Raw genomic sequence first — 15,919 nt, 5'->3', positions numbered from 1 at the left:
AAATGGCAAAAATTGTAAATAAAGTTGTTTCTAATAGTGATAGTGATAATGAGTCTTCTGGATTCATGTCTTTTTTGTCAGAAAAAAAAGAAAAGCTAGATGCCTTTCAGTCTGATCTTGCAGCTTCTATAATGCCTTCAATTCCTGGGCAACCCGCAGGAAAGTATCAAGATATTGCTCTTGGTATTGACGTACATCCTACTATGTTTCCGCCCTCGCCATTAATGGCTGTGCCACACGTAGGGATGGTTTTCGATATTATGGGGGCTATTTTTGCCGCCATAAGTTCGGTAGTGCCAACACCTCCGGTGCCAGAGCCGCCAGAAGATGGTAGTGAGCCAGAACCACAGCCTTTAACGGTAAGTAGTGTAGCTGTAGCCATTGTAAAAGCCATGGCACCAAGTGTTATGGTAAATAATAAATTTATTGCTAACGCTGGTGTAAGCCTTCAACATTTACCGGGTATTATATTGCATGCATTACCATCAGTGAGTCCTATGGCATCGTCAGAGATGTTTATGGGAAGCTCAACGGTTTTAGCAGATGGTGCACCGTTTTCAGGGCAATTTTTACCTGCTTTATCTTGTAATTTAATTGGTATTCCTGCGCCTTTTAGGTTAGGGAAAACCAAACCAAAAATGTCTTTAATGGCGCCAACATCGGTACTATTAAACGTAATACCTGCTGGAAAACCAGTGTTAGTTGGTGGTCCGCCAACTATAGATTTATTAGCACTAGCCATGTCTCTAGGTTTAAAAGGCCTTGGGAAACTCGCTAAAAAATCTGGTGGTGCTTTATTAAAGGTAACTAAAAAGGGTATAAACAAAGTTTCGAAAAAATTAGATAATTTAGCTTCAAAAGCAGCAAAACGATTACAAGATTTTAAATGTAAGCACTTTGGAGAACCTGTAGATGCAGTTTCGGGGCGCGTTATTTCAGAAAATTTAGATTTTAGTTTACCAGGACCAATCCCTTTGGATTGGACACGGCATTATTTTAGTGATGCGGAAATAGCATCGCCTATTGGGAGCAATTGGCATCATAGTTACCATATTGGTTATAAAGTATACAGTGATACAACCATATCTTTACAGCTTCCTGATGGCAGACATGTTGCAATGCCTATGCTAGCAAATGGTGATATGTATTACAACCGCCAAGAAAAAATTACGTGGTTTAAAGATAGTATAGGCGTCGCTTATAAAGGAGAAGACGGGCTAACTTATCGTTTTGCAACCAATAGCAACGAGGACGATTTTTTTCCTATACAAGCTATTACTAACGATTTAGGAAATGAAATTCGTTTTGAATATCGCCATGGGTTACTCAATAAAATAATTGACAGTACAGGTAGAGTTTTACAGGTTACGCACGAAAACAGACGTATTACAGCTGTTTATAGTATCATAGACGATACCCGCATAAATTTTATTCGTTATAAAGTTGATAACGAAGACAACTTAGTACAAGTAACCGAGGCTAATAATGTAAGTAAACACTTTTTTTACGAGGGGCATTTGTTGGTGAAATTAACCAACCAAAGTGGTTTGTCATTTTATTGGGAATACGAAGGTAAAGGGGATGATGCTAAATGTGTACACACTTGGGGAGACGAAGGTATTTTAGAATATTGGACCCAGTACGAAAAAGGCAAAACCATAGTAACCAACTCGTTGGGGCATACCACAACGTATTATTACGATAGCAATAATTTAATATATCGAATTACAGATGCTAAAGGTGGCGAAACCTACCAAAAATATAATGACTTACAGTACTTAGAAATGCTAACCGACCCGTTAGGGAATACCACAAAGTACACCTACGATTTGTTTGGTAACACAACGTCTATTGAAGATGCCGATAAAAATAAAACGGCATTCGAGTACGATAGTATGCAACGTTTAATTGGCTATACGGGGCCAGATGGTAGTATGTCATGGAAATATGATATCGATAATAAATTAATTGCTCGAAGTTTTCCAGACGGTACGCAATTAAAATATGAGTACGATACCAACAACCAGTTACTCGCCATGACGGATAGTGCAGACAACCGCACCACCTTTTTCTGGAACGAACGCAGTGAATTAGTAAAAGCAACCTTAAACGATGGCCGAAGCATACGCTGGGTTTACGATAAATTAGGGAATTTATTAAACAACACGCAACCTAATGGAGCCACTACCACCTATAAATACGATGTTATGGGTAATGTGATTGGCCTGCGTGAACCAGACGGTAATAAGCATGTTTTTAATTACGATAAGGCAGGAAATGTTATTTTAGCTAAAGATTCCTTGCGAGAAGTTGCCTTTACCTATTGGGGTTTAGGGAATTTAAAAACCCGTACCGAAAACGGAAAAACCATAACCTTTAAGTACAATACAGAAGAGCAGCTAACCACTATAGTTAACGAAAACAATAACGCGTACCGCTTTACATTAGACCCTCTAGGGCAAATTATTGGAGAGTGGGGATTCGATGGTTTGTGTAGACGTTATGTTCGTGATGCTGTAGGCCGTGTAACCAAGGTATTGCGCCCACAGGAACGTTGGACGAAGTACATGTACAGTGGCACCGGTAATATTTTAACTGCGAATCATTATGATGGTACAGGCGAGTATTTTACATACAACAGCAATGGCAGTATTAAAGAGGCTACCAATGCCTTTAACACCGTAAAATTTGAATACAAAAACGGAAATGTAATAAGCGAAGACCAAAACGGACACCTTGTAAAGAGTACTTATAATCGTTTGAGACAACGCACCAGTATTACAAGTTCTTTAGGCGCTAATATTATTCAAGAATTTACAAAAGATGGAAATGTAGCACGTACCGAAGCCAACGGATGGCAAGCCCAGTATAAAAGAGATGCTTTAGGGCTAGAAATACAGCGTATGGTTAGTGGGGATGTTACGGTAACCACTCAAAGAGACCAATTGGGGCGTGTAGAAAAACACCTTGTACAAAATAAAAATGTAGAAGCCCGCAACGTACGTTACCAATGGGGACGTGCCGATAGATTGTTAAGTATGGTGAATAACTTAACCAACAGTACGGTAAGGTTTAGTTATGATGATGTAGGGAATTTAGCTTCGGCAGGTTATAAAAATGGTTTAGACACCATATACAAAATGCCCGATGCCGTTGGGAATATGTTTAAAAGCCCAAGCCAAAACGATAGAGAATATGGTAATGGTGGGGAATTATTGAAAGATGAAAACGCGACCTATAAATATGATGATGAGGGCAATTTAATACTCAAATTTGTATCTAAAGCAGAAAATCCAAAAGATATAGGCGAATGGAACTACCAATGGTTTGGTAATGGAATGCTAAAAGCAGTTACAAAACCAAATGAAGAACATATAGCGTTTGAATATGATGCCTTGGGTAGGCGTACAGCCAAAATAGTAACAGCCCCACGAGTACAGCGCAACGGAATCATTACCCGCTTTATTTGGGATGGTAATTTACCACTGCACGAATGGCAATACAGCTTGGAAGACCGCCCCAGATTGTTTGTTAACGAAAATGGGGATATTGATGCGGAAGAAAAAGAACCAACTCCAACAGCAATATCTAGCGAAAGTGATAAATCTCAAGACAGTACAGCTTTAACCACTTGGGTATTTGAAAACAATAGTTTTGTGCCACAAGCTAAAATAGTAGGCGATAAAACATACTCCATAGTTTGCGATTATTTGGGGACCCCCGTTCAAGCCTTTAATGAAAAAGGTGAGAATGTTTGGGAATGTGAGTTGGATATTTACGGAAATATCCGTAATATTGGAGGTAGTAAAACGTTCATACCTTTTAGATATCAGGGACAGTATGAGGATGTGGAAACTGGGTTGTATTATAACAGGTTTAGATATTATTCACCTGATAGTGGAACTTACATCAGTCAAGACCCAATTGGTTATTTAGGGAATAACGCAAATTTTTACGCTTATGTTCCAGATACTAACTCTTGGTTAGATGTGTTTGGTTTAGATTGTTCTTCTGATGCTGCTAAGCTGAGAAAGAATATGCAAAAACAGCGTATTGCAGAACCAAGCCATAAAAATTCGGCACATCATATTGTAATGTCTAATTCTAAAGACCCAAAAATGGTTGAATTACGTCACAAAATGAAGCAGTTAGGAATTGACAAAAACGCTGCTGAAAATGGTGCTTATTTACCAACTTCTTCAAAAATAAAAGCAGGAGCAAACACTAATGCGCACGCTCATAGTAAAGTACACACTAAAGTTTATAAACAAAATGTTTATGACAAACTAAAGGACATCAATAATAAAGCAGATTTTGAAGATGCTTTGATTGATATTGGCGACCAATTAGGGTCTGGAACATTTGGGATTTGACAGAATATATAAGAATGACACGAGAAGAAATAAAACAATCATTTGATTTATCACGAGATAAATTTGATGCCATTAAACAAGATAACGAAAAAGAAATAGTCAGTATAAAATATTCCAAGTGTGAATATTTTGAAATTTTTCCTTGTTCATATCAAAGAAGTGGTTTTAAACAAGGGAAACTTGTAGATAATATAAACAAAATCAAAAGTACGGAGGATTTGTACAGCTATGGATTTGACTCAAAAGAAAGAATTATCCAAATCAAAGAAGGTATTTCCATTGAAAATCAATTTTACTATCAATTTTTGAAATATGAAAAAAACTTTGTGAAATCACATCAATTCAACAATAGTAAAGACTTGCAAAATGTTAGCATATATTTTTATGACAAAGTGAGTAATAAAATAGAAAAAATGTTTTCACAAGGAAGACGTGGCGGTAGAGATGAGTTTTATATTTATTCTGAAAATGGTTTATTAGAAGAAATACGAATCAAACAATATGACAGAAAGGGAAATGAAGCTGACCCATACAAGGAAATATTTGATTATTCAGAAATAGGAGAGTTAAAGCAAATCACAAAGTCTTTTGAAAACGGATATTCTGAAGTCATTTACGAACTTTAAAGGAAAGCAACCAAAACGGTTGCTTTTTTACGCTCAAAAACTCCGTTTTTAGCCATAAAACCTAAAAGTTATTAACATTGCAGCGTTTCGCTTCAATCCTTTTGGTTATGGGCGTTTCCGCCCTTTTTCCCCCCGCTAGCGCGAGCTTTTAGCTCGTGCCGTTCTGAATAGTAACAGCACCACGAGTACAGCGCGACGGAACCATTACCCGCTTTATTTGGGATGGTAATTTACCTCTGCACGAATGGCAATATAACTTAGAAGACCGCCCTAGATTGTTTGTTAACGAAAATGGGGATATTGATGCGGAAGAAAAAGAGCCAACACCAACGACAATTTTTCGCGGAAGTGATAAATCTCAAGACAGTACAGCTTTAACCACTTGGGTATTTGAAAACAATAGTTTTGTGCCACAAGCTAAAATAGTAGGCGATAAAACATACTCCATAGTTTGCGATTATTTGGGGACCCCCGTTCAAGTCTTTAATGAAAAAGGTGAGAATGTTTGGGAATGTGAGTTGGATATTTACGGAAATATCTGTAACATTGGAGGTAGTAAAACGTTCATACCTTTTAGATATCAGGGACAGTATGAGGATGTGGAAACTGGACTTTATTATAATAGGTTTAGATACTACTCGCCGTTGCAGAGCAACAAAAAATGCTATCACAAGCCCAAAAATATTCAGACGCATTTCACGAAGTAAATTATCATACAAATAGCCCAGAGTTAGCCAGTCATTATACAAAGGTATTTCAAGATGCAGGCTTGAATAATGTTAATATTAATGTAACACCATAGATGAGTAAGTTTGAAAGAATTATACCAGGAACAATAAATATTGAGAATAGCGAAGTCCTATATATATCAGATAGTGGAAATGACGATTTTAATGATTCTTTATTTTATAAAGTGACTTCACAATTTGATAACCAACCAATAGCACAAAGTGGTGGAGTCGTTAATGAAAATTGTAAGTTATGGCTACCAACAAATGAACTTTTTAATTGTTTGTCGTATAAAGGGGATGTTGAAGGTTGGCGAAAAGAAATAACCCAAGGAGCAAAAATATTAGATTTAATTACTGGAAAAATAGTTTGCGATAAAATTGAATTATCAGATAACAGAACTTACTTATTGTCAGATTGTAAAATAGAGTTTTATTAAAATAGAAATCTAAATAGTTTTTAAAGCAACCATTTCGGTTGCTTTTTTATGCTCAAAAACTTCGTTTTTAGAGTCTTTTCGCAAAAGTTATTAACACTTAACCTTTTCACTTCAACCTCTTTATTTTCGGGCGTTCCGCTCTTTTTTCGCCTTTTTCTTTTTCTGCCCATATTTCCTATATTCAAGCGTTTATTTCGCCTGCGGAAAGGTGGCTTTTTTTAGGCTTTTTGTTTTGGGTTTTTGGTTTTTTTTGATGGTTTATTTTGGGTTGGTTTTAGGCTTTGTTTTATGCGTTTTACGGTTTTATGTATCATGGCAAAATGTGGCGTTTTTTTGGCTGGAAACAGCGATATTTATGTTTTTAAACAACTCTTTAGCCAAAATAGTCTATTTTTTTTGGGCCCCCGCTAGCGCGAGCGTCTCGCTCGTGCTCTAAGCTGCTAGTTTGTAGCTAGTACCGATTATGAGTAAGTATATAAATTAAAGAGCCACAACGAGAGTTGTGATTTTTTTATAGCGAAAGATTTTGTAGCTTTCCATTGGGTAAAGTATTAGAAATTAACACGAGTATCTTGCTCTTGCTGTAAGGTTTTTTTTAAGAAAATGAGTAGAAAATATAAATTCAAGAATCCTACTGCGGCTTATTTTGTAAGTTTCGCAACTGTTTTTTGGATTGATGTTTTTACTCGTCAAGATTATTTTTCAATACTAGAAGAAAGTATAACGCACTGTAGAAAAGAGAAAGGTATTGAGGTCTTTGCTTATTGTTTTATGCCAAGCCATGTACATTTAGTTTTTAGATCAAAGCATGAAGACCCATCTGGTCTTTTAAGAGATTTTAAAGGCTTTACTGCTAGAAAAATAATAAAAGCAATAGAAGGAAATCAACAAGAAAGTAGGAAAGAATGGTTATTATGGATGTTTGAAAGAGCAGGTAAAAAGAATAGTAATGTGAGTAAAAATCAGCTTTGGCAACAACACAATAAACCCATTGAGTTATGGAGCGGAAAAGTTATAAAGCAAAAAATAGATTATATACACATGAACCCTGTAGAGCAAGGCTTTGTTACTAATCCAATAGATTGGAAATATAGTAGTGCAAGAAACTATGCAGATGATGAAACCATATTAAAAATAGATAATGAAGGAATGAATTTAGGTATTATGTAATAATTAATTATGGGTACGAGCGAGACGCTCGCACTAGCGAAAATGGTTGCTTGCGCCAGCAGGGGTTTCCGCCCATTTCCCCCCCCCGCTAGCGCGAGCTTTTAGCTCGTGCCGATGTTGTTAAGGATTTTGATAGCGATCCAAAGCATAATGTACTAGGTGAAGAAATTTCTTTTAAAGATGGAGACACTGGACAAATTAGACGATATGATATTGTTGTTCAAAATGTTGACACAGGAGAAATTACTGGTGTTGAAGTCAAAAACTCTCCGGCAGCTTCTTATGGTTCAGAACAAAGAAACTTTGATAATAAAGTTAATAGTGGAGACCACAATATTGCACCAACAGGTAAGAAAGCTAAAGATGCAAAAATTAAAAAAATAGATAACGTAACAGTAATAAGATGTAAATAAAATGAACGAACTTTTTGAAGCTGTAAAAAGTAAAGTAGGTGAATTTCTTATTGATAAAGAATATATTAAAAGAGGTGAAAATGATTTTGTTAAAAAAGAAAAGCTACATAAACGCGAAGAAGTAATAACATTTTCTTCAGTTAGTGGAAAAGCCCCCAGACCTGACATTACTTCTATTAATGTCAGCTCTGGTATATATTACAAACAAGTAAATTCTTTAGACAAAAAAATAGTTAAAGACTTTTTAAATTCTTACCCTATTGTATCAGGTTCTATTGGGCATTTTAAAAATGACAATAGTGGTTATTTTTCAATACCCATTGATGATATCTCAAAAGTAGATATTGTATCTAAAGAAATTATTAAAAATATAGAATTAGGAGCATTCAATCTTTTTAACAAATATTCATCTATAAAAGATATTCTAACAGCCATTGATAAAAAGGAAGAATGGTTAAAAGATTTTCATAAGTTTTTAAATTTTAGAGAATCTATAAAATTAGCAGCAATGTATAATTTAGCTTTTGACAAAAACAAAGCTATTGAATGGTTTATTAGTACAGCTCCTGATAACACTAAGAAGGAAAAAACATTAGATCTTATACAGCAAGAGTGGTAATCGCCTCAGCTATCGCTAGTTTATAATCCCCTCGTGCGGCATATCCGTAACCCACTTGTGCGACATATCCGTAACTCTGGCTTCTACTCGCGCGACATACCTGCTAGCGCTCGTTTGTAATGAGTGCCGTACCGAGTAAGTTCTACAAAAGAATTAAAAATAAAAGCTATCTATTCATTTAGGTAGCTTTTTGTATTTTTAAGTTATGAGTAGAAAGTATAAATTTCATAATTCACTCGTGCGTCATATCCGTAACCCTGGCGCACTTCTGTGAAGTGTGTCTAATTTTTTTAGTATTTGCAATGCAAATTATTATCTTTAAGCAATGTCTCAGAGATATAAAGTTATAGATAGTACTGTTCCAACATTTGTGACAATAACAATAATTGACTGGGTAGATTTATTAAACCATCCTATTTTAAAATATTAGATTGGAAAAAAAGTAGCTATGCAATCTATGAAGAGGAAAATCTAGAAATCCCTTCGGTTAAAGTACATGTTCTATGGTAATTTGAAATAGTAAAACAATTAGTCACGCTTTACAAAAGCGCGCCAGTTTCTGAGATTATAGATGAGGCACGAGTGGAGATATCGGAGGGGGGGAAATGAATGGGGAGGCGGATAGGGAACTTTTTTATTGATACAATAGCAGGTTTACTCTCTATTGTCTCAATTTGATTTCTAAGAACAATGTAGGATTATGCTTTTTAGAATCAAATATTAATTAGAATGTATTCTTAAATAAAACATTAATGGGTTTGCAGGGTTCTGTGCATTTGTAATAATAGAGATATACGAGTAGAATAAAGCATACAAGCAAACTGCCAAGCATGCCATTGAAAGAGTGTAAAACAGAAAAAGATAGGTGTTAATAATGCTTCCGTTTTCTAATGGTATTTATAGTTTTAATCTCGAGTTTTTCAATTTTATCCTTTTAAATAAGACCCTTATATGGGGCAAATTTTCTCAAAATTAATTTGTTAATAGAAGGGAGTTAAAAAGAAAATGCTAACCTTTTTAGTTTTAATAATTCTGAAATTAGCAAATAATCATTATTAAAATTGAATAAATGCTTTTTTTAACTTTGTTTTTTTTGTCAAAAGATAAAAAACTATTGAAGGCCTTTAGATTTTGGTGTTTTTAATTAGATTTGATAACCAAAAATTAATTAAAGCACTTGTTCAAAATAAAAGACAGGCATACTTTGTCAATAAAAGAATATAAGGATGTTTTCGATTCTTTATATGGTTCGCTATGTGTTTTTTCTACCAATTATGTAAGCGATTTAGAGGTAGCCAAAGACTTAGTTCAAGATGTTTTTATTAAGGTTTGGGAAGATGAAATTGAGTTTAATAATGAACTAGCTATAAAATCGTATTTATACACTTCTGTTAAAAATAAATCGTTAGATTTTTTAAAAAGCAAAAGAGTTAAAACAACCGAACATATGCCGGTGGAAGAGTTAGATCAATTAAATAAAGAGTCTTTTTACTTAAAAGAGGTTATTATAGAAGAAACATCTTCCAGAATAGAAGAAGCTATAAATACATTACCTAACAAATGTGCTCAAATAATTAGATTAAGTATTAAAGATTTATCAAATGCAGAAATTGCTGAACACTTAAAAATATCTGTAAATACGGTTAAAGGTCAAAAAAAAATAGCTTACAAACGTTTAAGGCCTTTATTAAAAAACTACTTCTTTATAGTGGCTTTTGCCTTTCAATCTTCCAATTAAAAATGGGGCACCCGATAATAAGTAATAATCTTATTTGTTAATTTTTTACATTTTATTTAAAAAAAATCATTTTTTTTTAACCCTAGTTTACTTTTTTGTCGTCTTAGTAATAAATAGTGGTTGAAACTAATGATGAACTTTAAGAAAATCATAATATTATCTAAGCAAATAGCGTCTTCTCTTTTGAAAGATAAAAGCGCTAAGGAATTAGAGACTTCTAATTTGTTTTCTGAAGAAGAAAAAGAAGATATTTTAAAAAGACTTACAGAAGAAGATAAAATAGAATCGAGATTACATCTTAAATCAAAAATAGATAGTAAAGCAGATTGGCAAATTATAAAGTCTAAACTAGTTATGCCTAAAAAAACGTACCGCTGGCAGTATGCGGCAGCAGCAGCAATTGTTCTAGGAGTGCTATCATCAACGTACTTTTTAAAAGGAAATAGTTTAGGTAATAATATAAACGCACCTATTATTGTCGATAATCAAATAGAACCAGGTATCGATAAGGCTTTATTAACCTTGGAGAGCGGAGAAGTTGTAGAATTGGTTAAAGGCGTAAAGTATGAAGCTGAATACTTAAAAACTGAAGGAGAAGAACTTGTTTATCAAGAAAATCTAAAAAAACAAGTCGTAGAAGAGGAAATCTCTTTTAACTATTTAAGTATTCCAAAAGGAGGGCAATTTCAAATTACGCTTGAAGATGGTACACATGTATGGTTAAATTCAGAATCTAAATTAAAATATCCTGTATATTTTATAAAAGGAAACCCACGTTTGGTAGAACTTGTTTACGGTGAGGCATATTTTGATGTATCTCCAAGTACCAATCATAACGGCGCCAAATTCCAGGTTATAAGTAAGGGACAAAATGTAGAAGTGTTAGGTACAGAATTTAATATTAAAGCTTATCAAGATGAGGTTAATATCTACACAACTTTAGTAGAAGGAAAAGTAGAAGTGAGTTCTGGTGAGATAAAAGAAAACTTAATACCTAAACAGCAATCGATTTTAAATATAGAAAACAATGTTTTCGCCATAGCTCATGTTAACGTTTATAACGAAATAGCATGGAAGGATGGTGTATTCAATTTTGAAAATAAAAGACTTAAAGATATCATGATGGTGCTTTCTAGATGGTATGATATAGATGTTGCTTTCGAGAAAAAAGATTTAGAAACACAAAAATTTATAGGAGCCTTAAAAAAGAATTATAGTATTGAAAAAATACTAACCATTTTTCAGAAAGCCAATATTATTAATTCTTATGAGATTAATAAAAAGTCTGTAATTATAAAATAAAAGCTTAAATTTTTTTAATAGCACTGTAATAAAAAAGGAGAAATAGTTTAAACCGCCAAGCTCAAGACTATTTCTCCGCACTAAATAATTAATCAACTAAAAAAGTTTAATCAACTAATAATTTACAAAGTAATGAAATTTAAATTAATTAGTGCCTGCTCTGTTTCAAGAAAAGGTCTCTTAAACTGTATTATGCGAATATTTGTATTCTTGTTTTGTGCTACAATGTTTGGCTTTAGTTCTAACAATGCGCTATCTCAAAATGCTAAAATCAATATTACGGAAGACCAAGTAGTTACCGTCGATGAAGTTTTTAAAATTATTAAAGAACAATCTAGCGACTACATGTTTATTTATAGGCAATCTCTATTTGAGTTTTTTCCTAAAGTAGAATTGAAAAAAGGAATTATTAAAGTTGATAAACTTTTAACGTTGGCTTTATCGGGAGGGAATGTTGATGTAACGATGATGGATGATAATGTTATCTTAATTAAAGAGAAACCTATCGAGGTTAATAACAAAGAAGCTGGAGAAAAAAATTATGATAAAGTAGAAATAAAAGGGCGTGTATTAGATATAAATAATAAACCGCTTTCTGATGTTAATGTTATAGTTGCCGAGTTAAATATTGGGACATTTACAAATAAAAACGGTGAGTTTTCGTTACAGTTGCCTCATAATAACTTTCTTTTAAATTTAAGCCTTATTGGTTATAAAATAAAAGAGATTGATTTAGCCTTAGAATTAGATTTATCGAATATAAATATAACACTAAAGGAAGATTTATTAGATTTAGATACGGTAGTGGTTACCGCTACAAAAACAGTGAGTAGAGAGGGGACTTCATCTTATAAAATAGGTAGCCAAGCCATGAAGCAAGTACAAGCCATGAACCTGGCAGACGTGCTAAGTTTACTTCCCGGAAATAAAGCACAACAATCCGATTTAACATCAACCAAACAGGCTAACTTAAGAAGCGCTGTAGCTTCTGATGTAAATGCATTTGGAACGGCAATTATTTTGGATGGAGCAGCAATAAGTACAGATGCAAATATGCAAACAAAAAATGCATCGTCCTTAGATGGGGGGAAATCTAATGTTGCTGGAGGTGTAGATTTAAGAAGTATAACATTAGCAAATGTAGAATCTGTTGAGGTTATAGCAGGTGTGGCATCACCCAAGTATGGGAATTTATCGTCTGGTGGAATTTTAGTGAAAAGTAAAGTAGGTAAATCGCCTTATATCGTCTCGACAAATGTGTCTTCTACAAATTATCAGGCATCTATAGCAAAAGGGTATGAGTTAAATAATTATGGTGTTTTAAACTCTGATTTTTCGTATGCTTATTCCTCTGGTTCTCCTACGGAAAGAAAATTATTTTATCAAAGTTTTAATTTAGGATTGAGATGGAAACTCCCGGTGTTTGAAAATTTAGAATGGAATCATTTTACATCTTTTAGAATTGGTCATTCAGATGATGGAAATCGTCATGAACCTGAAGAGGTTTATAAAAACGAAGCAGATGTAAAAAGCACCTCTTTTCAGGCAACACTTTCGGGAGATTTTTCATCGTCTATTTTAGGGAAAGTAAGCTATAATTTTAGTGGTAGTTTAGTTAATCAACATTCGTATTATGATACGTATGTTATTAATGGCCCTTTTCCAATTATCGAGGCTTTAGAGAGTGGTACTTATGCAACAACCTATTCACCAAATGCATTTAATCAAACTAGAGATATTAAAGGACGCCCTGTTAATGTAAATGGCAGAATAGATGCACAACAACACCTTAATTTAGAAACTATAGATTTTAATTTTGAAACTGGACTGCAATACACTTTCGATGATAATACGGGTAGCGGTAGGGTGTCTACAGGTAATATAGCACACTCACAAGATATTGCAGGTAGTAGATCTACAACTTTTGAAAAAATACCAGCATCTAAAACATTTTCAGCATACCATCAAACTGTAATAAAGCGTACAGGTGAAAATTCTAAACAACAACTTAATTTAGGAGTAAGGTATGATAATATGTTGGAACGTTACAATTTGTGGTCTCCTCGTATGTCTTTTTTGTCAAAATATAATAATTTTACGGGACGAGCGGCTTGGGGTGTATCATATAAAGCGCCGGCTATGGTGCAACTTTACCCTGGTCGATCTTATATTGATTATATTAATTTTCAGTATTACGCCGAAAATCCAGACGAGCGTTTGGCTATAGTTAGTACTTATGTTTACCAACCTACGAACGAGCATTTAAAACCTAATTATTCCGATTTAAAAGAAATAGGATTCGATTGGTCCCCAGCCTTCATGAATATCAATTTCACCTATTTTAAAAAAGATATGCGCCGTGGGATTAACACAACAGAAGAATTGATATTACTTCCAAAACCTGTTTATCAAGTAGCAAGTGCTCCCGAGGGCGAACAACCGGTAGTTGAGCCTACAGGAGAAGTAAGTAATATTCCAAGAACGGTAAGTGTTATGAAAAATAATGCCTTTACATCTACCGATGGTGTTGAGCTTACATTGAGCCCAGAAAAAATAAAAGCAACCAATACTCAATTTAATTTTAGATATAGTTACTTAGAAAGTTTGGTTACGGATAAAGGATTTGATATTGATAAATCTGCGTACGTTGTTGGTGATAATTCTGTGCGTTACGGGGTGTACGAAAACACATTAACAAAAGCCGTTAGAAGTTTTGGTACGGTAACATTAATACAACATATTCCGTCTTTGAGATTTGTATTAACCCTTTCTGCAGAATTAAACTTTAAAGAAAGTAGCGAGTATATAGGAGCTAGCTTATATCCATTTGCATATTATGATGCCGATGGGAATTATGTTGAAATCCCTGAAGCAAACAGAATGAATTTAGAATTCGCTGATTTAATTAGAGATGAAAATACCTTTACCACCACAGAAACACCTTTCTATAGCAATTTTAATTTACAAATACGTAAAGAATCTAAACAAGGACATTCGTTTAGTTTCTACGCAAATAATGCGCCGTGGTATAATCCAACTTACGAGTTTTTAGGAAGTAATAGAAGACTTAACAGTAAGCTTTCAGTAGGTTTTAATCTCACCTTATTAATTAAATAAATTAACAATTATATAAATCAATAAATTAAGAACATGAAAAAAACAATTTTAAAAAGATTAGGTTTAACAAAACTAATAGCAGCTTTTTTGTTAATTGGGATATCAACGGCATGTAGTGATGATGATGCAGTGGCAAATTTAGGAGATTTACAAGTTCAAATAGAATTGGCTAGTGGTCTTAGTGATATTTCTTTAGATGGTATAGAAATTACAGCAACCCATACTGTAGATAATTCTATTTTAAGTTTAACAACTAGTGCGGACGGTTTGGTAACGTTTTCAAACATTTCAGTAGGTACATACACTGTAATAGCTTCAAAATCCACAGATGACTATACTTTAAGTGGTACAGCAAATAATATTACTGTTATGAAACAAGTAACAACAACCGAAATTGTTGAGGTTAATGCAGTTAATCAAGATGGAGGTTTAGTTATTAAAGAAGTGTATTCTGCGGGCTCAGGGTACATCACTTTATTTAAAGATGCTTTTGTTGAAATTTTTAATAATTCATCTGAGACTTTATATGCAGATGGCATGTATATCGCAAATTTATTTGGAGATACAGGTGTTTCTGGAGATACCGCATTATCTACAGTTTTAACAGATGACACTTATGTTTACACAGATGTAATGAGCCAAATACCAGGAGTAGGAACCGATTATCCGGTAGAGCCAGGTAAAAGTATTGTAATAGCATTAAATGCTGTTGATTATAAAGAAGGAAGTGCAAATCCAGATGGAGAGTTAGATAATACAGACGCTACGCTAGAACATTATTCAATAGATTGGTTAGAGGCTCAAGGGCGTAGTGGGAATTCTTTTTTTGAATTCGATAACCCAGCAGTTGCAAATATGACTAATATTTACATGTTTGATGAAACTAATTTTTTTAGATTAGGTACTGCTTCAGCTAGTGTAGTTTTAGTTAGTAATGAAGCTGTTTTTAGCGACTCGGATATTGTAGATTATACAGAGCCAGGATCGACATCTACTTTTAAATTAATGAAAATTTCTATTGATCAGGTTGTTGATGGTGTTGATATTTTAGATAATTCTGGTGCGGCAGACTATAAGCGTATACCAGCTTCTGTTGATGGTGGTTTTACTTATGTAAATGCAGATGGAGCAATTTCTTACACGGGGTTAAGTTCTAGAAGAAAAATTGACGAAGTAGCTAGTGCTCGTTTTGGTAGAACTATTTTGTTAGACACAAATAATTCAACGGTAGATTTTGAAGCAATAGATTTTCCAGATAAATATGGTTACAACAACTAAAAAAACAAACCATTTAAAAATAGAGAGAATGTGTTTTGCATTCTCTTTGTTTTTTTGTGTGTTAAGTGCTTTTTCACAAACAATAGAGAACGTAAGCAATTTATCTGCTGCTGAG

The 15,919-nt window shown here is 33.9% G+C and carries 10 protein-coding genes; all 10 read left to right on the top strand.

Going from position 1 to position 15,919, the window contains the following annotated elements; genetic code table 11:
- The first annotated feature begins 2 nt into the window (after positions 1-2).
- The 10 genes from GQR98_RS18170 to GQR98_RS18125 all read left to right on the top strand — a co-directional run bounded on the left by GQR98_RS18170 (position 3) and on the right by GQR98_RS18125 (position 15,804).
- Complete coding sequence (locus GQR98_RS18170) at positions 3-4,373, top strand: DUF6531 domain-containing protein (protein WP_159020833.1); 4,371 nt, start codon at positions 3-5, stop codon at positions 4,371-4,373.
- 14 nt (positions 4,374-4,387) lie between these two features.
- Entirely contained in the window at positions 4,388-4,999 is a 612-nt protein-coding gene (locus GQR98_RS18165; protein WP_159020831.1) for a hypothetical protein, read from the top strand.
- A 275-nt stretch (positions 5,000-5,274) separates the two neighbouring features.
- The gene (locus GQR98_RS18160) at positions 5,275-5,706 is read left to right on the top strand and encodes an RHS repeat domain-containing protein (RefSeq protein WP_199270240.1); all 432 of its coding nucleotides are present in this window, start codon (positions 5,275-5,277) and stop codon (positions 5,704-5,706) included.
- 95 nt (positions 5,707-5,801) lie between these two features.
- Positions 5,802-6,167 (top strand): hypothetical protein, encoded by a 366-nt coding sequence (locus GQR98_RS18155; RefSeq protein WP_159020829.1) that lies wholly within the window; start codon positions 5,802-5,804, stop codon positions 6,165-6,167.
- A gap of 603 nt (positions 6,168-6,770) precedes the next feature.
- Positions 6,771-7,337, top strand: a complete 567-nt coding sequence (locus tag GQR98_RS18150; RefSeq protein WP_159020828.1) for an REP-associated tyrosine transposase — start codon at positions 6,771-6,773, stop codon at positions 7,335-7,337.
- Between the two features lie 414 nt (positions 7,338-7,751).
- A complete protein-coding gene (locus tag GQR98_RS18145) occupies positions 7,752-8,369 on the top strand; it encodes a hypothetical protein (RefSeq protein WP_159020826.1) in 618 nt (205 codons plus the stop codon).
- A 1,177-nt stretch (positions 8,370-9,546) separates the two neighbouring features.
- A complete protein-coding gene (locus GQR98_RS18140; RefSeq protein ID WP_233268049.1) occupies positions 9,547-10,107 on the top strand; it encodes an RNA polymerase sigma-70 factor in 561 nt (186 codons plus the stop codon).
- A gap of 183 nt (positions 10,108-10,290) precedes the next feature.
- Positions 10,291-11,409, top strand: a complete 1,119-nt coding sequence (locus tag GQR98_RS18135) for a FecR family protein (RefSeq protein ID WP_159020824.1) — start codon at positions 10,291-10,293, stop codon at positions 11,407-11,409.
- Between the two features lie 192 nt (positions 11,410-11,601).
- Positions 11,602-14,526, top strand: coding sequence for a TonB-dependent receptor (locus tag GQR98_RS18130; RefSeq protein ID WP_159020822.1), 2,925 nt, complete (start codon positions 11,602-11,604; stop codon positions 14,524-14,526).
- A 33-nt stretch (positions 14,527-14,559) separates the two neighbouring features.
- The gene (locus GQR98_RS18125; protein WP_159020820.1) at positions 14,560-15,804 is read left to right on the top strand and encodes a DUF4876 domain-containing protein; all 1,245 of its coding nucleotides are present in this window, start codon (positions 14,560-14,562) and stop codon (positions 15,802-15,804) included.
- Positions 15,805-15,919 lie beyond the last annotated feature (115 nt).

The sequence above is a fragment of the Algibacter sp. L3A6 genome (assembly GCF_009796825.1).
Taxonomy (GTDB): Bacteria; Bacteroidota; Bacteroidia; order Flavobacteriales; family Flavobacteriaceae; genus Algibacter.
Note: the sequence above shows the minus strand (reverse complement) of the source record. Positions and strands in the feature narration are given on the sequence as shown.

Bases quoted from the DNA above. Each gene is read 5' to 3' on its own strand.
- GQR98_RS18125 (WP_159020820.1), top strand. From the start codon at position 14,560: ATGAAAAAAACAATTTTAAAAAGATTAGGTTTAACAAAACTAATAGCA.
- GQR98_RS18170 (WP_159020833.1), top strand. From the start codon at position 3: ATGGCAAAAATTGTAAATAAAGTTGTTTCTAATAGTGATAGTGATAAT.
- GQR98_RS18165 (WP_159020831.1), top strand. From the start codon at position 4,388: ATGACACGAGAAGAAATAAAACAATCATTTGATTTATCACGAGATAAA.
- GQR98_RS18150 (WP_159020828.1), top strand. From the start codon at position 6,771: ATGAGTAGAAAATATAAATTCAAGAATCCTACTGCGGCTTATTTTGTA.
- GQR98_RS18130 (WP_159020822.1), top strand. From the start codon at position 11,602: ATGCGAATATTTGTATTCTTGTTTTGTGCTACAATGTTTGGCTTTAGT.
- GQR98_RS18145 (WP_159020826.1), top strand. From the start codon at position 7,752: ATGAACGAACTTTTTGAAGCTGTAAAAAGTAAAGTAGGTGAATTTCTT.
- GQR98_RS18155 (WP_159020829.1), top strand. From the start codon at position 5,802: ATGAGTAAGTTTGAAAGAATTATACCAGGAACAATAAATATTGAGAAT.